At 67.8% G+C, this 18,466-nt stretch carries 13 protein-coding genes; 10 read left to right on the forward strand and 3 right to left on the reverse strand.

From position 1 onward, the window contains the following. From B0T44_RS06470 to B0T44_RS06480, 3 genes are all read right to left on the reverse strand, one after another. Positions 1-6,489: non-ribosomal peptide synthetase (locus tag B0T44_RS06470; protein WP_139795317.1), on the reverse strand; the 6,489-nt coding region annotated here is incomplete at its 3' end. A 199-nt stretch (positions 6,490-6,688) separates the two neighbouring features. Continuing rightward, entirely contained in the window at positions 6,689-7,147 is a 459-nt protein-coding gene (locus tag B0T44_RS06475) for an AMP-binding protein (RefSeq protein WP_077115764.1), read from the reverse strand. Positions 7,148-7,294: 147 nt separating this feature from the next. Further along, on the reverse strand, positions 7,295-8,395 hold the full coding sequence (locus tag B0T44_RS06480) for an ABC transporter substrate-binding protein (protein ID WP_081511710.1): 1,101 nt from the start codon (positions 8,393-8,395) through the stop codon (positions 7,295-7,297). Between the two features lie 228 nt (positions 8,396-8,623). On the opposite strand from B0T44_RS06480, the gene ctaD reads away from it, so the two are divergent. The 10 genes from ctaD to B0T44_RS06535 all read left to right on the forward strand — a co-directional run bounded on the left by ctaD (position 8,624) and on the right by B0T44_RS06535 (position 18,441). Continuing rightward, positions 8,624-10,366, forward strand: coding sequence for an aa3-type cytochrome oxidase subunit I (gene ctaD, locus B0T44_RS06485; RefSeq protein ID WP_077115765.1), 1,743 nt, complete (start codon positions 8,624-8,626; stop codon positions 10,364-10,366). A 126-nt stretch (positions 10,367-10,492) separates the two neighbouring features. Further along, positions 10,493-11,719: a phosphoserine phosphatase SerB gene (gene serB / locus B0T44_RS06490; protein WP_139347749.1), complete on the forward strand. Its 1,227-nt coding sequence runs from the start codon at positions 10,493-10,495 to the stop codon at positions 11,717-11,719. 487 nt (positions 11,720-12,206) lie between these two features. Then, the gene (locus B0T44_RS06500) at positions 12,207-12,950 is read left to right on the forward strand and encodes an aminoacyl-tRNA hydrolase (protein WP_077115912.1); all 744 of its coding nucleotides are present in this window, start codon (positions 12,207-12,209) and stop codon (positions 12,948-12,950) included. 67 nt (positions 12,951-13,017) lie between these two features. Further along, the gene (locus tag B0T44_RS06505; protein ID WP_077115767.1) at positions 13,018-13,851 is read left to right on the forward strand and encodes an ABC transporter ATP-binding protein; all 834 of its coding nucleotides are present in this window, start codon (positions 13,018-13,020) and stop codon (positions 13,849-13,851) included. Between the two features lie 45 nt (positions 13,852-13,896). Then, positions 13,897-14,100 carry a hypothetical protein gene (locus B0T44_RS06510; protein ID WP_077115768.1) on the forward strand — a complete coding sequence of 68 codons (204 nt, stop codon included), beginning with the start codon at positions 13,897-13,899 and terminating at the stop codon, positions 14,098-14,100. Positions 14,101-14,108: 8 nt separating this feature from the next. Next, entirely contained in the window at positions 14,109-14,417 is a 309-nt protein-coding gene (locus tag B0T44_RS06515) for a type II toxin-antitoxin system PemK/MazF family toxin (protein ID WP_281254050.1), read from the forward strand. Positions 14,418-14,515: 98 nt separating this feature from the next. Next, the gene (locus tag B0T44_RS06520) at positions 14,516-15,286 is read left to right on the forward strand and encodes an NUDIX hydrolase (protein ID WP_245839306.1); all 771 of its coding nucleotides are present in this window, start codon (positions 14,516-14,518) and stop codon (positions 15,284-15,286) included. 170 nt (positions 15,287-15,456) lie between these two features. Beyond that, entirely contained in the window at positions 15,457-16,233 is a 777-nt protein-coding gene (locus tag B0T44_RS06525) for an enoyl-CoA hydratase-related protein (RefSeq protein WP_077115771.1), read from the forward strand. A gap of 58 nt (positions 16,234-16,291) precedes the next feature. Then, positions 16,292-17,269 carry a class I SAM-dependent methyltransferase gene (locus B0T44_RS06530; protein ID WP_077115772.1) on the forward strand — a complete coding sequence of 326 codons (978 nt, stop codon included), beginning with the start codon at positions 16,292-16,294 and terminating at the stop codon, positions 17,267-17,269. Continuing rightward, positions 17,269-18,441 (forward strand): THUMP-like domain-containing protein, encoded by a 1,173-nt coding sequence (locus tag B0T44_RS06535; protein WP_077115773.1) that lies wholly within the window; start codon positions 17,269-17,271, stop codon positions 18,439-18,441. Before B0T44_RS06530 ends, B0T44_RS06535 begins: the two co-directional genes overlap by 1 nt. Positions 18,442-18,466: the final 25 nt, after the last annotated feature.

Consider the following 18,466-nt stretch of genomic DNA (forward strand, 5'->3'; position numbering starts at 1 on the left):
CTGCGCGGTGACGAGGTTCGCGATCCCCCGGTGGCTGAGCAGCACCGCCTTCGGTTTGCCGGTGGAACCGGAGGTGTAGATCAGGTAGGCGGTCTGGTCGATATCGATCGGCCCGCCGCGTTCGGCATCGGTGACGGGTGCGTCGGAGACCGTCATGGCGCGGCGGATGGTGTTCAGGTCGTCCAGGAGCAGCCAGTCGATGGTGGCGGGCAGGGTTTCGCCGGTGACGGTGACGGTCACCCCGATCGGGGCCTTCGAATCCGCCAGCATGTGCTCGATCCGCTCCACCGGATGCTGCGGGTCAAGCGGCGCGAACGCGGCCCCGGTTTTGGCCAGCGCCCAGACCGCGACCACCGATTCCAGCGACCGGGTCAGTGCCAGCACCACGAACACCTCGCGGCCCACACCGCGCCGCAACAGGACCCGAGCGAAACGGTTGGACCAGGCGTCCAGCTCCCCGTAGGTCATGGTGAACTCACCGGCGCTCACCGCGATCGCCTCCGGGTCGATGGCCGCGCCCGCGGCGAGAATATCCGGCATGGTCCGCGGCTCAGCAGACAGCGGGCCGCGCACCGGCAGCAGGGCGGCGCATTCCATATCGTCGCAGTTCTGTATCCGTCCCACCGGGGTGTGCGGATTCTCGGCGAGCTGGGTGACGAGCCGGATGAAACGGTCCAGCAGCGGCCGGGCCGCAGCCGGATCCAGCTGACCGGCCAGGAATTTCAGCGTGATCTGCAGGGTGGCGGCGCCGTCATCGCCGTGCTGCGGGATCACCATGAGGTTCAGCGGATACGGTGCCGCGTCGGCAACGTCGATGTCGAGCACCCGCATCCCAGCGATATCCAGCGCCTGCGACAGCGCCTCCCGATCGATCGGATAGGACTCGAAAACGGTCAATGTGTCGAACAGTTCGGCCATCCCGACCGCCTCATGGATCGCGGCCAAGCCGACGTGCTGGTGATCCAGCAACCGCGCCTGCTCGGCCTGCACGCGAACCAGCAGATCGGCAACCGGCTCCGCCGGATCGAGCCGTACCCGCACCGGCAGTGTGTTGATGAACAGGCCGATCATCTCTGCCACGCCCGGCAGCTCCGGCGGTCTGCCGGAGACGGTCGCACCGAACACCACATCGGTCCGGCCGGTGAGCATGGTCAACAGCAGCGCCCAGCCTACCTGCACCACGGTGTTGACCGTGGTCCCGGCTTCGCGGGCGACGCCTTCCCAGGCGGCGACGACATCGGGGGAAAGATCGGTGCTGACCATCCCGGTTTCGGTCGATTCGATCCCGGCCAGGGACGGCACCGCGCGGGTCGGGGCGTCGATGCCGAGCAAGGATTCCTGCCAGACCCTGCGGGATTCGGCGTCATCCCTGGTACGTAGCCAGACGAGGAAGTCGCGGTAGGAGCGGGCGGGTGGCAGCGCGGAGGCAGCACCGGAGGTGACGTACAGGGTGAGCAGTTCACGCACCAGCAGCGGCCCCGACCAGCCGTCAAGGATCAGATGATGATTGGTGAGCAGCAAACGGTAGGTGTCGGCGGCGATGCGGATGAGGGTGAAACGCACCAGCGGGGGATGGGTGAGCTCGAAGCGGGTGCGGGCGTCGACGGCGATCAACCGGTCCAGTTCGCGCTGCCGTTCGTCCGGGTCGGCGATATCGGTGAGATCGACCTCGTGCCAGTGCAGTTCGATGTCGGCGAGGACGAGCTGGCGTGGCCCGGCGTCGGTTTCCACGAAGGCAACCCGCAGATTCTCGTGCCGGACCAACAGCGCCTGTGCGGCATTACGCAGACGGTCGGGGTCGACCGTGCCCGCGAGGGTGAGCAGCGATTGCACCGTGTACTCGTCGGCGGTGTCGGTGTCGTACAGCGCGTGGAACAACAAACCGTACTGCAGCGGCGACAGCGGCCACACGTCCCGCAGATTCGGGTATTCGAGTTCCCAGCGGTCGATCTGGTGCTGGGGCACCGGAACCAGCTCGAAATCGGAGGGGGTGTATCCACCCGCGCCGGCGGTACCCGTGTGCGCGGCGATCCCGCGCAGTGCCTGATCCAACAGGTCGGTCAGCTCGCCGAGATCGCCGGCGTCCAGGAGTCGGGAAGCATAAGCCCAGGTCACCTCTAGGCCGCTGTCGGTGCGGATGGCGTTGATATCGATCACGGCGGTCAGTGGCGCCCGGTTGTCCTGGGTGGCGGCGAACCGACGCGGCAGCCACGGGTCGCTGTCACCGCAGGTTGTGGCTCGGCCCAGATAGTTGACACTGATCTGCGGGGTGGGCGCGTGCGCCAATCGGTCTGCGGTATCGGGGTTCAGATAACGCAGCATGCCGAAACCGACACCCTTGTCCGGGAGCGCCCGCAGTTGTTCCTTGACAGTTTTGATCGCCGCGCCCGCCGCGTCGCCGCCGGCGAATGCTTCGCCCAGGTCGATGCCGGTGAGGTCGACTGCCGCCGGATACACACTGGTGAACCAGCCCACAGTGCGTGCGATATCGGCGCCGCCGACGATGCTGTCCATCCGCCCGTGGCCTTCCAGTGTGAACAGCGCGCCGGTGCGGTCGCGCCAGCGGGCCACCGCCATGGCGAGGGCAGCGAGGAGCACCTCGTCGGCGTTGCAATGGAATCGGTCGGGCGCGGCGCTGAGCACGGTATCGGCGATATCGAGGTCGATAACGGTCGTATGGTTTCTCCTCGTGGCGACCACGTCGATTGCCGGGTCGAGGGCGCCCGCGCCGAGAACCAGGTCTGGAGTCGTGAGTATCCGCTGCCAGATGGGCAGTTCGCCGGTCCGCTCACTTGCCTGTGCGCGCTGCCCGTACGCCCACCGCCGGAACGATGTACCCACCGGCGCGAGCGCGCCGTCGGTGGCCGCGGTCTCCAGATCCGGGAGCAGAATGCGCCAGGAGATGTCGTCGGTGACCAAGTGGTGCAGTACCAGCCAGCACAACGGGCCGGTATCGCGACGTTCGATCAGCACGAACCGGGCGACGACGCCGTGCTCCGGATCGAGCAGATCGGCGGCGCGCTGTAGTTCGCGTTCGCAGGTCTGGTCGATATCCCGGCTCGCACTCACCACCTGCACCAACGCCTCGGCGTCGCCGGTGCCGGGCTCGGCGACCAGCCATTCCCAGCCGTCGCTGGTGTGGCGCAGCGACGAGCGCAGCAGGTCGTGCTGGTCGATCAGCGTCCGGACAGCGGTTGTCAGCCGGGCCCGATCCATATCGGCAGGCAGCTCGATCAGCACGGCTTGCGCGAAACGCCGCCAGGTGTCCGCCTGGTCCAGCATCGCGTGCACGATAGGGGTGAGCTCGACCGCGCCGACACCGCCGCCGGGCAGTTCGGCCACCTGCCCGCCCGTCACCTCGGTGGCAACGGCGGCGAGCGCGGCGACGGTTTTACGTTCGAACACATCGCGTGCGCCGAACCCGAGCCCGGCCGCCTTCGCCCGCGACACCAACTGGATGGAGACGATGCTGTCGCCGCCGAGGGCGAAGAAGCTCTCGTCGACACCGACCGAATCCAGCCCGAGCACCTCGGCGAACAGGGCAGCGAGGGTCTCCTCCCGCGGCGTCGACGGCGGCCGGCGCACAGTGGTGCGGGCACCGAAATCGGGTGTGGGTAGCGCTTTCCGGTCCACCTTGCCCAGCGGGGTGAGCGGAAGACGATCAAGCACCATCACCGCCGCGGGCACCATATAGGCCGGAAGAGACTCCCCGGCAGCGGCTTTCAACGCTTCCGGGTGCAGCTGCGCGCCGGGCTCAGGCAGTACATAGGACACCAGCGCGGTCGTGCCGGAGGAGGTTTCCGCGCCGACGGTGATCGAGAAGCCGACCCCGGGCTGCCGTTGTAGCGCGGCGTCGATTTCGCCGAGTTCGACGCGGAAACCGCGGATCTTCACCTGGAAATCGCCACGACCGTGATACTCGAGCTCCAGGCGGTCGTCGCCGCGCACCCAACGCACCAGGTCGCCGGTACGGTACATACGTTCCCCGTGGGTGTACGGGTCGGCGACGAAACGTTCGGCGGTGAGGCCGTTGCGCCGGTGGTAGCCGCGTGCCACACCGGGACCGGCGAGATACAGCTCCCCGATGACCCCGACCGGCACCGGACGCAACCACGGATCGAGCACGAGGGCCGCCACCCCGCGGGTCGGCCCGCCGATAGTGATCGGGGCGGCGGGAGAGAGAGGTCGGCTCAGCGTTGTCGTCACCGTGGTCTCGGTGGGGCCGTAACCGTTGAGCAACCTCCGGCCGGACCAGGTGGACACCAGTTCCGGCGGGCAGGCGTCCCCGCCGACGATCACTGTGCCCAGCACTGGCAGCGTCGCCGGATCCAGCGTGCCTGCCACCGCCGGGGTGACGTTCAGATGGGTGACTCGATGCGCGCGCAGCACCTGCGCGAGCTCCTCGCCCGCATACGCTGCCGGCGGCACCACCACCAGCGTGGCCCCCGTCGCCAGGGTCACCAGGATCTCCTCGACCGAGATATCGAAACTCGGCGACACCGCGTGCGCCATCCGGGAAGAGGAGTCCACCGCGAAACCCGCTCCGGAACCGGCAACCAGATTCGCCAGCCCGCGGTGCGTGACCGGTACCCCCTTCGGCAGGCCGGTCGACCCGGACGTGTAGATGATGTAGGCCACCTGATCCAGCCGCACCGGCGAACGGCGATCGTTATCGGTGACCGGGCCTGCGTCCTGTTCGGTGATCGCGTGTTCGGTGGCCGCGTCGTCCAGTTCGAGCCATTCCACCGTGCCCGGTAACGACTCCCGGGCGGCGGACACCGTCACACCGGCCACGATGCCGCTGTCACCGGCCATATGCTCGATGCGGTCGGCCGGATAGGTGGGATCGATCGGCACGAACGCTGCCCCGGTCTTGGCGACTGCGATCGTCGCCAGCACCGATCGAACCGAACGCGGAATCGAGATCGCCACCGGCCGCTCCGGGCCCGCCCCCACCGCGATCAGCAGCCGGGCCAGCCGGTTGGTGTACTCCTCGGCCCGGCGGTAACTCAGTGTCTCCGGCCCGCCGATCAGCGCAACCGCGTCCGGGTCATGGGCCATGCCCGCGGCGAGGATATCGGGCAGGGTGCGGGGCGTGACGCCCCCCGGCCCCCGCGTCGGGGTCAGTTCGGCCTGCTCGTCGCCGGTCAGCACCGACACCGACGCCAGTGCCGCGTCCGGCCCCGCTGCCAGGAACCGATGCAGGAACAGCAGGAACCGCCGGTGCTGCGCGGCCAGTTCGGTGGCGCTGTAGAGGTTGGGGTTGCCTTGGAAATCGATATGGGTGCTCTCCCCGCCGAGGCCTGGATACAGGTTGACGAACAGATCATCGATCAACCCCGAGGTCAGCACATGCAACCGGCCGGTGACCGAACCGAGCTGGATGCGGGTGTCGGCCATCATCAGATTCACCGAGGGACCGAACGATGCCGTCTCGTCCATCGGCAGGCCCAGATCACGGAAGATGTCCTCCTGGCGGTACCGCTGCCGCCGCAACGCCCCTGTCAGCTCGCCCTGCGCGGCGCGGATCACCGCACCCACCGTCGTGGTCGGCGTCAATGCCAGCCGTAGCGGCACCACATTCGCGATCATCCCGCCGGACCGCCGCAACGTCGCCGTGGTGCGCGCCGACACCGGCAGGCTCAGTAACACCTCCGGTGTCCCGGTCATAGCGGCCAGATAGGCGCCGAACGCGGCCACCACGGTGGGTGCGACCCCCGAACCCGCGGCCGCGGCCACCGAATCCAGCAGCGCCGCCGTCTCCGGCGCCAGCGCACCGGAAACCCGGATGGGATGCGCGTCCACGGCGGCGGTGCGCCCGGCCAGGCTCACCGGATCGGGCATACCGCGCAGATGGTCGAGCCAATACTCCCGATCCGCTGTGAAGCGCTCCGAACTGCGATAGGCCAGGTCGGCGTCGACGATCTTGCGCAGATCGTCGGCCTTGGCCGCAGGTGGTTGCCTACCCTCGACCGCCGCGTTGTACAGCTCGCCGGTGCGCTGCACCAGTGCCAGCGCACCCATGCCGTCCAGCACGATGTGATGGAGCCGCGAATACCAGAACCAGCGGTCGTCGCCGACGTGCAGCAGCGCCATATAGGCCAGCCGGTCGACAGTCGGGCGCAGCGGCGTCTCGTACTCGGCGCGCATCCAGGCGTGCGCGGCCGCGTCCGGATCGGGTTCGGCGCGCAGATCGACAGTGATCAGCCGGTCTTGCTGATTCGGGTCGACGAATTGGAACGGATGGCCGTCCACTTCGATCAGCCGCAGATACCCGGCGCCGAACTCACGCCCGGCCTGCTGAACCGACCGGCCGAGCAGGTAGAGGTCGAGCGGCCCGGTCAACTCGACGTACTGGGCGATGGAAAAGGGAGCATCGCCCGCGACGTGCTGGGCGAACCAGATACCGCGCTGTGCCGCCGACAGGGCGAACGCGCCCTCGGGGAGCTCCTGACCGCTGTCGACGATCTGTGAAGAAGGGTGCTGCATGGTAAGACCTACGTTCTGACCGTGCCGGAACTACCGGGTAGAGATCCCGCACCGCTACCGCGGTAGTGGTAGTGCCTGCCGCTGCACCGCTCGCGACAAGTCAATTCTGAACCCGGCGGGGGGCTGTCGAGAAGGTGTTGCCGACGTTGAACGGCCCGGACTTTCCGGTCCGGGCCGCACGCGTGACCGAGACGCCTGGTCAGGCGGGTATCCCCGCTGCCGCGAAATCCGCCGAACCCAGCGGAGCATCCGAACCGGCCAGATAGTGGCGCAGCGTGGACCGGTCGTCGAGCATCAGCCAATCGATGGCGTCGGTGAGTTCCGGCCGCCGCTCACCGATGGTGACCCCCAGCCCGGTGCCGAGGGCGAACGAGCCGTCGTCGGCCGCCACCGGTATACCGCCGAGCTTGACGACCGCGCGTTCGGCGACGACCTGCTCGATCGGGGAATCCACCGCGATAGCGACCCGGACCTGCGGGCCTGCCCCGATCGCGAGCAGCAACCTGGCCAGCCGATTGGACCAGCGATCCAATTCGGCGAAGGTCAGCTCGCACCCGGAGCCGGACACCACGACCGCGTCCGGGTCGACCTCGGCAGCGGGCCGGGGCAGCGGCAGGACGCGGGAGTCGCCGGCCTGGGAATGGGTCGCAGTGTTCATGAGGTCCCCTCGGGTCTGGTTCAGAGGCGGGTTCGGCTTGTCCTCTGAATTTCGCCGATGCGGCGGGACTGCGACAGCACCCCAAGCGCTGGACCGCGCACCTCCGAGGGTGGGAAAAATTCACCCTCGGGTGCGGGGCGGGTGTCCTCAGTTGTTCACGTAGCCGTTGAGGGTATTGCGGATATCGTCGAGCACGGCGCGGGCTGCGGTGAGACCGGTGGTGTGCCAGAGAGCATCGTCGACGGCGAACACCCGGTTGTCGGTGACCGCCCCCAGCTCCTTCCATTCGTCCGAACGCATCACCGACTCGCCGTGCTCGCGTCCGTTCGCGCCGGCGAACATCACATAGATCAGATCGCCCTCGGCCCGCTCCAGATCGGATTCGTCCAGTTCGAAGGACCCCTCCCGCTGCGCTGTCGGGCGGTAGGCGCCGACATCGGCGAGGACCTGAGCGGCGAAGGTCTCGTTGCCGAGCACATGACTGCCGTCGGCGGTGAAGCGGACCAGCGACGCCTGGGTGAGGTGCGCGGCGAGGCTGCGACCGGTGTCGGTGGCCTCAGTGCGGTAGGCCTGCAGCGCGGCCTCGGCGGCGTCGCTGCGGTTGAGGCCCGCGGCGTAGGCGGTGAACTCGTCCCGCCAGTCCGCGGGGTCACCGACCAGCACGGTGGGGGCGATGTCCTGTAACGCCTGATAACCGGCCGTCGCTGTCGGAATGCCGCCGAGAATCAGATCGGGGTCGAGATTCCTGATCGCGGCGAGGTCGGGTTGCCCGGCCGGGCCGACAGCGGGGATCTCGAGCACACCGGTGCCCAGATACGGCGGCTGCGGACGCGTGCCACCGACGGTGGTCGCGCCGACCACCCGCTCCCACAGGCCGACCGCGCATACGGCATCCAATGCCGAAGTGCCGAGCACCACGATGCGCTGCGGATCGGCGGGCACCCGGGAAACACCGGAGGCGTGGGTGACGCTGCGGGTGGATCCGCTCACCGGATCGGGCGTCGACGGCAGCGCGCAGGCGCGGGAGGTGTCACGTTCCAGGCCGACCACCCCGGCGCCCGCGATATTCGTGGTGGTGCGGATGATGGACGCCGAATCGTCGGGAGTGTTCGCGCAGCCCGCCACCGCCGCGCACACGGCGGCCGCGATCGCCAGCCCGCGGAGGGCGCGGCTGGTTCGCTTGCCGGACCGGGTATTCGGGTCGCGGAAGGTGCGGATACGGGTGCGTACAGTGTCGCTCACCGGCATGCGGGTGAGGTTACATGGCCGTGACCGTCCCACTCCTGTCAACGGCAGACGAACCCCACCCTGCGACGGGCGAATACGACACAGAGTAGGACCCGGTCGGCCCGCCGCGCGGGCACCGTTTACCATTCGAGAGGCGCAAGCAAACCGTTGTCCGCCCCGGTGTCCCGCCGAGGCGGGGGCAAACAGTGGAGCCTGCGGAGTGATTCAAAGGCACCTTCAGGAGGATCAGTGACTGCCGTAGAGCCCCAGCCAGTCCCTCAGTTGGAAGCGACTCGGCCGTATCCGGCAAGGACCGGTCCGAAGGGGTCGTTCATCTACAAGATGGTCACCACCACGGACCCCAAGGTCCTCGGTGTGATGTACCTGACGACCTCGATGGTCTTCTTCCTCATCGGCGGCCTGATGGCCCTGATGATGCGTGGCGAACTGGCACGCCCCGGCCTGCAGTTCCTGTCCCCGGAGCAGTTCAACCAGCTGTTCACCATGCACGGCACGATCATGCTGCTGTTCTATGCGACGGCAATCGTGTTCGGTTTCGCCAACATCATCCTGCCGTTGCAGATCGGCGCACCCGACGTGGCATTCCCGCGCCTGAACGCCTTCAGCTACTGGCTGTATCTGTTCGGTGCCACCATGGCGACCGCGGGCTTCGTCACCCCGGGCGGTGCCGCCGACTTCGGCTGGACGGCGTACGTGCCGCTCACCGACATCCTGCATTCGCCGGGTGTGGGCACCGACTTGTGGATCATGGGCTTGGCCGTCTCCGGTCTCGGCACCATCCTCGGCGGCGTCAATATGCTCACCACCGTCGTCTGCATGCGCGCCCCCGGTATGACCATGTTCCGGATGCCGGTTTTCACCTGGAACATCGCCGTCACCGCAGTGCTGGTGCTGCTCGCCTTCCCGCTGCTGACCGCCGCCCTGCTCGGCATGTGGTTCGACCGTCACCTGGGTGGCCACATCTACGACCCTGCCACCGGCGGCATCCTGCTCTACCAGCACCTGTTCTGGTTCTTCGGCCACCCCGAGGTGTACATCATCGCGCTGCCGTTCTTCGGCATCGTGTCCGAGATCTTCCCGGTGTTCAGCCGTAAGCCGATCTTCGGTTACACCACCCTGATCTACGCCACCCTCGGCATCGCCGCCCTGTCCATCGCGGTGTGGGCGCACCACATGTATGCCACCGGCGCGGTGCTGCTGCCGTACTTCTCGTTCATGACCTTCCTGATCGCGGTCCCGACCGGTGTGAAGTTCTTCAACTGGATCGGCACCATGTGGAAGGGCCAATTGACGTTCGAATCACCGATGCTGTTCTCCATCGGTTTCATCGTCACCTTCCTGTTCGGTGGTCTGTCGGGCGTCATCCTCGCCAGCCCGCCGCTGGACTTCCACGTCACCGACTCCTACTTCGTGGTCGCGCACTTCCACTACGTGCTGTTCGGCACCATCGTGTTCGCCACCTACGCCGGTATCTACTTCTGGTTCCCGAAGATGACCGGTCGCATGATGGACGAGCGCCTGGCCAAGTGGCACTTCTGGACCACGTTCTTCGGTTTCCACCTCACCTTCCTTGTGCAGCACTGGCTGGGTGCGGAAGGTATGCCGCGTCGTTACGCCGACTACCTGCCCAGCGACGGCTTCACCGCGCTGAACACAGTCTCCACCATCGGCGCATTCGTGCTAGGCGCCTCGATGCTGCCGTTCCTGTGGAACGTGTTCAAGAGCTACCGCTACGGCGAAGTGGTCACCGTGGACGACCCGTGGGGCTACGGAAACTCGCTCGAATGGGCCACCACCTGCCCGCCGCCGCGGCACAACTTCTACGAGCTGCCGCGGATCCGTTCCGAGCGTCCTGCGTTCGAGCTGCACTACCCGCATATGGTCGAGCGAATGCGCGCCGAGGCGCACGTCGGCTGGGGCTCGGGCAAGCACAACGCGGAGTCCCGCGAGGACGCGCTGGTCAAGAGCTGACCGCGCAGTAGCATTACCGGATAACGGACGGGTGTGCACCTGCTGGACGACCAGCGGGTGCACACTCGTTTGGTGAGAGGCCCCGCCGGGTCCCGACCCTGGAGCGGCACAGAAAGACTGGAGCGCATCGTTTTGGCCGACACCACTGTTCTTGTCACCGTGACCGGACCGGACCGGCCCGGCGTGACATCTGTGCTGCTCGCGGCGATGTCGCGGCACCAGGTGAGCCTGCTCGACGTCGAACAGGTCGTCATCCGGGGACGGCTCACCCTCGGCGTGCTGATCACCTGCCCCCACGATCCGGAGGCGCTGCAAGACGAGTTGGAGGAGGCGATGAACACCGTCGGCATGCACGTCGACGTGGACATCAACACCGCCTTCGTGGGCCGGGCCCCGGTCTCCACCCATGCCGTGGTGATCCTGGGCGCTCCGGTGACCGCGCGGGCTTTCACCGCCATCTCCCGCCAGCTGGCCACCCTCGGCGTCAATATCGACACCATCCGTGGGATCGCCGACTACCCGGTGACCGGAATGGAGCTGCTGGTCACCGCTGCGGACACCGGCGCAGACACCGATTCGCGGCTGCGCACCGCGCTGGCCGACGTCGCGGTGGCCGAACAGGTGGATGTTGCGGTGGAGCGGGCCGGTCTGGCCCGCCGTGCCAAGCGGCTCATCGTCTTCGATGTCGATTCGACCCTGATCCAGGGCGAGGTGATCGAGATGCTGGCCGCGCATGCGGGGGTGGAGGACGAGGTGCGCCGGGTCACCGAATCCGCTATGCGCGGGGAGATCGACTTCGCCGAATCGCTGCGGCAGCGGGTGGCGACCCTGGCCGGGCTGGATGCGAAGGTGATCGACGAAGTCGCCGAACGGGTCGAACTGACCCCCGGTGCGCGGACCACAATTCGCACGCTACGCAGGCTCGGTTTCCGCTGCGGTGTCGTCTCCGGCGGGTTCCGGCAGGTGATCGAACCCCTCGCCCACGATCTGGAACTGGATTTCGTGCAGGCCAACACCCTCGAGGTGGTGGACGGCGTACTCACCGGTCGCGTGATCGGCGATATCGTCGACCGGCCGGCCAAGGCCACCGCGTTGCGGCGCTTCGCCGCCGAGACCGGCATTCCGATGGAACAGACCGTGGCGGTGGGCGACGGAGCCAACGATATCGACATGCTCAACGCCGCAGGGCTCGGCGTGGCGTTCAACGCGAAGCCCGCGCTGCGCGAGGTGGCCGATACCGCGCTGTCGCATCCGTATCTGGATGCGGTGCTGTTCATCCTCGGCGTCACTCGCGACGAGGTGGAAGCGGCCGATGCCCGCGACGGAGTGTTGCGGCGGGTGCCGCTGGGCTGACCGCCCGACCGCCGGTGCCCACGTCCGACGGCCCATGCGAATCGGTTCACCTGGTCCCCTCGACCAACTGCTCTGGCAGCGGGTGGTGCTGGCGCGCGGCTGTACCCGCTCTCGTCCTCAGGGGCCTCGAGGTGCAGCGAGACCGCGGGCTCTGCGGCGCCCCGACGGCGACCGGTGGCATACCGGTGCGGACGGCAGGCATCGTGCCGACAGTGGACCGGCGCGGCAGTCTCCCGGTGCATATAACGCTGCAGCCGCATCCCGGCCTGATCACAGGCGAGGGCGAACGCGCAGTCCAGGTGGCGGCTGCGAACGGCCCCGGTGTCAGCGGCGTCGGTAGGCTTACCGAAGTCGAAAACGGGTGCTGGGAGGGTGTGTGTTGATACCGGACAGTCCAGCGAGCGGTTCGCGCGTCGGTGACGAGCCGGTCGCGGTTCCGGAGCCGGATAGTGCGACGGGAGGTGAGTCCGGCGCCCCGCCTCCGCCGCTGACAGCGGAACCTGGTTTTACCGTGCGGCACGCGGAACTCGCCACCGGTTACGGCGGCAACAGCGATCCGGACGATACCGAGCTGGTACAAGCCATGCAGATGGTGCTGCATCTGCCGAAGGTCGACCCGCCGGCCCGCAGCGCGCTGCTGGCCGCTGCGGCCGCTGCGGCGGTCGCCTTGTGCCTCGATCCGCGGGTCGGTCCGGGCGGGGAGTGGGAGCAGCAGTATCTGGCGTGGAAACGCTCGCGCATCCGCAAGGTGGCGCGGCGGGCGCGTGGCGCGCAGTGGCAGGCCGCGAACGATGTCCAAGGGGTGACCGTCGAGGTCGGCGGCGCACTGGCGCGAGCACTGGTGCCGGGGCCGGTCGGGTCGGTCGACCCACGGATCAAACGGCTCCAGATCGGCGGCACCGACCTGGAACACGACGAACCGGGACCGCCCGATTCGGATATACCGGTGCTGTGGGTGAATTCGCAGCTGGAAATGACCCTCGGCAAGGCCGCCGCGCAGGTGGGTCACGCGAGCATGCTGCTCGCCGGGGCGCTGCCGGTGGAACAGGCGCGCGAATGGGCCGAACATGGTTTCTGCTGTGCGGTGCGCGAATCCGGGCCGCAGCAGTGGCAGCGGCTGACCCGGGCGGTGTCCGACGGAGCTGCTGTCGCCGTGCGTGACGCCGGATTCACCGAGGTGGCGCCGGGTTCGATGACGGTGATCGCCACCTCCGCCGGATTCACGGGCTGAACCAACAACGGTTTGGCCACCGTCGGTGTCCGGGCCGGTGGCGCACGTCCGGTGATCTCGAGCCAAGATGGAGGCCGTGCCGCAACCGGATCCCGATCTGCTCATCGATTTCACCGACGTGACCATCCGACGCTCCGGGCACACCCTGGTGGGCCCGGTCACCTGGCGGGTCGAGCTGGACGAACGCTGGGTCGTCCTCGGCCCCAACGGCGCAGGTAAAACCTCGCTGCTGCGCGTCGCCGCCGCCGAAACCCACCCCACCTCGGGCACAGCGCATCTACTCGGCGAGGTGCTCGGCAGGGTTGATGTCAGCGAGCTGCGCCCGCGGATCGGGTTGTCCTCAGCAGCGGTGGCCGCGCGGGTCCCCTCGGACGAGAAGGTCAGCGACCTCGTGGTTTCCGCCGGTTATGCCGTTCTCGGCCGCTGGCGGGAGCGGTACGACGATATCGACACCGACCGCGCCATCGATATGCTCGAAAGCCTCGGCGCTGAACACCTGCTCGACCGCAGCTACGGAACCCTGTCCGAAGGCGAGCGCAAACGCGTCCTCATCGCCCGCGCGCTGATGACCGACCCGGAACTGCTGCTGCTCGACGAACCCGCCGCTGGTGTCGACCTCGGCGGCCGTGAGGAACTCGTCGAACGCCTCGGCGACCTCGCCGCCGACCCGGACTCCCCGGCCATCGTCCTGGTCACCCATCATGTCGAAGAGATCCCGCCCGGTTTCACCCACGGCCTGCTCCTCAACGAAGGCTCCGTCGTCGCCCAGGGCCTGCTGTCGGATGTGCTCACAGCCGAAAACCTCAGCGAAGCCTTCCGCCAGTCCATTGCCCTCGACCACGTCGACGGCCGCTACTTCGCCCGCCGCGCCCGCCGCTCCGGAAGACACCGCTCCCGCTGAGGCGATGCCGTTGCCTGGGCGTTTAACGATCGTTAAACTGAGTTCATGACGACTATCGCCTTTCGCGCCACCGAGGCCGACCAGGAGCTCGTCCGCGCTCTGACACGTGAGGGCGAGACCACGAGCGATGTTCTGCGACGCGCATTACGCGTGCTGGAACGGGAACGCTGGCACGCGCGAATGCAGGCTGCGGCGGACCGTATAGAGGCCAGCGGTGAGGACATCAACGCCGAGCCGGATGCCTGGTGATCCGCGGGATGGTGTACCGAGTCGACCTCGGAGAGGCCAAACGTGGCCACGAACAACGGGGGCGCAGGTACGGCGTCGTGCTCACACGCACGAACTGGTCGATGGTCACCATAGTGCCGACATCGACGAGTGCATCGCCGTCTCCCTCACGCCTGGAGGTTCACATCGCCGGTACATCGACGCGATTGCTGGTCGACCAGATCCGGTCGGTCGACACCGACTACCTGGTAGGTGATCCTGTGGATTACCTGTCCGTCGAGGACATGACGGCCCTCGATCGAGTGATTGCGCACTACCTCGGGATCAGCACCGTGTGAGCCGGCGCTCACCGAGCGGGGGTTATGGTGCAGGCGTGAGTGAGACGACTGTGCCAGGTTCGGGTTCTGCGGTGGCGATCAAGGACGCCTCCACGGTGATGCTGGTGCGGGAGGGCGACAGCGGGCCGGAGGTGTTCCTGCAACGCCGGGTGGGCGCGATGGCGTTCGCGGCGGGGATGACCGTGTTCCCCGGCGGCGGGGTGGACCCCTCCGATGCCACCGTGGAGCTCGAATGGGCGGGGCCCGATCCGCAATGGTGGGCCGACCGGCTCGGCACCACGGCGGGGCGGGCCAAAGCGCTGGTGTGTGCGGCGGTGCGGGAGACGTTCGAGGAATGCGGGGTGCTGCTGGCCGGCCCTACCGCCGACAGCGTTATCGCCGATACCGCAGGCTATCGGGATGCCCGGCAGCAGCTGGAGCGGCGCGAGCTGACGCTGGCGCAGTTCCTCGCCGAGGAGAAACTGGTATTGCGCGCTGACCTGCTGCGGCCGTGGGCCAACTGGATCACCCCGGTGGTGGAGCCGCGTCGTTACGACACCCGGTTCTTTGTCGCCGTGCTGCCGGACGGGCAGAAGGCCGACGGCGCCACCTCCGAGGCCGCCGCGGTGCAGTGGCGCACCCCGGCCGCCGCGCTGGAGCGCTGGCGTGCCGGAGAGGATGTGCTGTTGCCGCCCACCTGGTCCCAACTGGTCGCGTTGGGCGCATTCGGCTCTACGTCCGAGATCCTGGCCGCCGAACCGGTTATCGAACCCATCCTGCCCGTGCTCACCGACGTCGATGGCAAGCAGGTCCTGAACTTCCCGGACAACGCACGCTATTTCGCCGATCTCCCGGACAAGAATCGGCTCCAGGGCTCCGCACGGGACTGAGCACCGAGCCCGGTCGTCCGCCCGCTGCCTCCGAGACCTGCTGCGTCTGGTCGCGGTTCAACCACACCGGGCCGTATAAGCGCCGCAACAGCTCGGACGGTCGCCGGTGGGGCATATGGTGCGGTAGTGAGCAGCGGCAGATCCGGCGGCACCCGGTAGCGTTTGCACCCATGGCCGAATACGTGACCCTGGATCGACTCGACGGCGATACCGCGCGCCGCGTGGCGGTGCTGCGCATCAGCCGTCCGCCGCTGAACCTGATGAACAGCCAGGTTCTGCTGGAGGTGGCCGAGGCCGCCGCCGTGGTGGCCACCGATCAGGAGATTGCGGCATTGGTCGTCTACGGCGACGAGCGGGTGTTCTGCGCCGGTGACGATATGGCCGAGTTGTCGGCGCTGTCGGCGCAGCAGGCGTCGGGGATGGCCGCGGACCTGCAGGATGCGCTGGAGTGTCTGGCGCGGGTTCCGCAGCCGACGGTGGCCGCGATCAGTGGTTATGCGCTGGGGGCTGGACTGGAGCTGGCATTGGGCGCGGACCGGCGTATCGTGGGCGATAACGTCAAACTCGGTTTGCCGCAGATCCACGCCGGCCTGATCCCGCTGGGCGGGATCCGCAGGCTGGCCGCCCTGATCGGCCCCGGCGCAGCCAAGGATCTCGTTTATACCGGTCGTTTCATGGCCGCGGACGACGCCCTCACCTACGGTCTGGTCGACGAAGTCGTCGCACCCGATGACGTGTACACCGCCGCGCTGTCCTGGGCGCGTCGATTCGCCGACGGCCCGGCCCGCGCGCTGGCCGCCGCCAAGGCCGTGTTCGAAGCGGGTCCGCACGGCGGCGAACGCGCCCGCGCCGAGTGGTCGAACCTGTTCGGTACCGAAGACCGCCTGATCGGAACACGTTCTTATGTGGCGGACGGGCCGGGGTCGGCACAGTTCGTTGGCCGATGACCTGAGTCGTACCCACTGGTATCAGGGGCCTGATCTGGACGGGTTAGGCTTTTCCACCATGACGGAACGCCCCGACGACCCCGCGCCGCACCCGCACGCCACCGAGGCGGAGGTCGAAGCAGCGCTCAAAGACACCAAACTCGCCCAGGTCCTCTATCACGACTGGGAAGCCGAGACCTACGACGACAAATGGTCGATCTCCTACGACCAGCGCTGTATCGACTACGCCAGGGGCCGTTTCGATGCTGCCGTCGGTCCCGCGCCGCTGCCGTACGGGCGGGCGCTGGAACTCGGCTGCGGCACCGGGTTCTTCCTGCTGAACCTGATGCAGTCCGGGGTGGCGAAGAGCGGTTCGGTAACCGACCTGTCGCCCGGCATGGTGAAGGTCGCGTTGCGTAACGCGCAAAACCTCGGCCTGGACGTGGACGGCCGCGTCGCGGATGCCGAAACCATCCCGTATGACGACGACACCTTCGATCTGGTGGTGGGCCATGCCGTGCTGCACCACATCCCCGATGTCGAGTTGTCGCTGAAGGAATGTCTGCGGGTGCTCAAGCCGGGCGGGCGTTTCGTCTTCGCAGGCGAACCGACCACCATCGGCAACGCTTACGCTCGCCGACTGGGCAATATCACCTGGAAGGCCACCACCGGCATCACCCGGCTGCCTTTCCTGTCCGGTTGGCGGCGTCCTCAGGAGGAACTGGACGAATCCTCCCGCGCTGCCGCCCTGGAAGCTGTGGTCGACCTGCACACCTTCGACCCCGGCCAGCTCGAGGCGATGGCCCGCTCGGCCGGTGCCGTGGAGGTTGCCGCGCATACCGAGGAGTTCGCCGCCGCGCTGTGGGGTTGGCCGGTGCGCACCTTCGAGGCCGCCGTGCCGGAGGAGAAGCTGACCTGGCGGTACCGCATGGCGATGTACCGGGCCTGGATCGGGTTGAGCTGGCTGGACGAGAACGTGATGCGTCGCATCGTCCCGCGCCAGTTCTTCTACAACGCCATGATCACCGGTGTGAAGCCGGGCGGTAGCGGCAAGTAGTGGGTTACGGCTTCAGCCGCGCCGATATCGACTATCTCGCCGGTGCGGTAGGCGCTGCCGCATTGGCCGAGGTCGATCGGCTGGAGCTCATCCCGGCCACTCATCTGCGGGATCTGCAGCGGGTCCGCCGCGATTACGGCGCGCACGCACCCGCGCTCGTGGAGACGGTGCGGCTGCGTCGCCGCGCCGCCACCAAACTGGAGCACGCCGACCGCTGGCTGTTCACCGACGACGCGTTGCAGCAGGCGACCCCGTCGGTGGTGGCCCGCTACCGCGCCGAACGCCTGACAGGGCGGGCGATACACGACGTGACCTGTTCTGTCGGAACCGAACTCGCCGAACTGTCCCGGTCTTGCCCGGTGGTGCTCGGTAGCGATCTGGATGCGGTGCGGCTGGCGATGGCCGCACACAATCTCGCCGGTACGAGCAACGTCCTGCTCGCCAGAGCGGACGCGCTGACGCCGGTGAGCACCGACACCGTGATCGTCGCCGACCCGGCCCGCCGCGCCGACGGCAAACGCGCCCATGACCCGGCGAAACTGCAACCCCCGCTACCGGATCTGCTCGGCACCTACGCTGGTCGCGACCTGGTGGTGAAATGCGCACCCGGCCTGGATTTCGACCGCCTCGACTGGCCCGGCGAAGTGGATGTGGTGTCACTGAACGGTGCGGTGCGTGAAGCCTGCCTGTGGTCGCCGGGGCTCACCACCCCCGGAATAACCCGCCGTGCGACCGTTCTCTCCACCACCGGGGCACCGACCGTGCTGACCGACGCCGAACCCGACGATATCCCTGAGAAACCGCCGGGGGAGTGGATCATCGACCCCGACGGTGCCGTGGTCCGCGCGGGACTGGTGCGCCACTACGCGGCGAAACACGGCCTGTGGCAACTCGATCCGCGTATCGCCTATCTGACCGGCGATAGCGTGCCACCCGGCATGCGCGGGTTCCGCATCGTCGACTGTCTCGATTTCCGCGAGAAGGCGTTGCGCTCCGAACTCCGCCGCCGCGATTGCGGGTCCTTGGAGATCCTGGTCCGTGGCGTCGACGTCGACCCGGATCAGCTGCGGCGTCGGCTCAAGCCGGCTGGGTCCCAGTCGTTCACCCTTGTGATCACCAGAATCGGCAGCACCCCAACGGTTTTCTTGACCAGCGCCATCGCCGCCCGATAGCAGTCCGTGGCTGCTCGTGCACGAA

Source organism: Nocardia donostiensis (genome assembly GCF_002081715.1).
Classification (GTDB): domain Bacteria; phylum Actinomycetota; class Actinomycetes; order Mycobacteriales; family Mycobacteriaceae; genus Nocardia; species Nocardia donostiensis.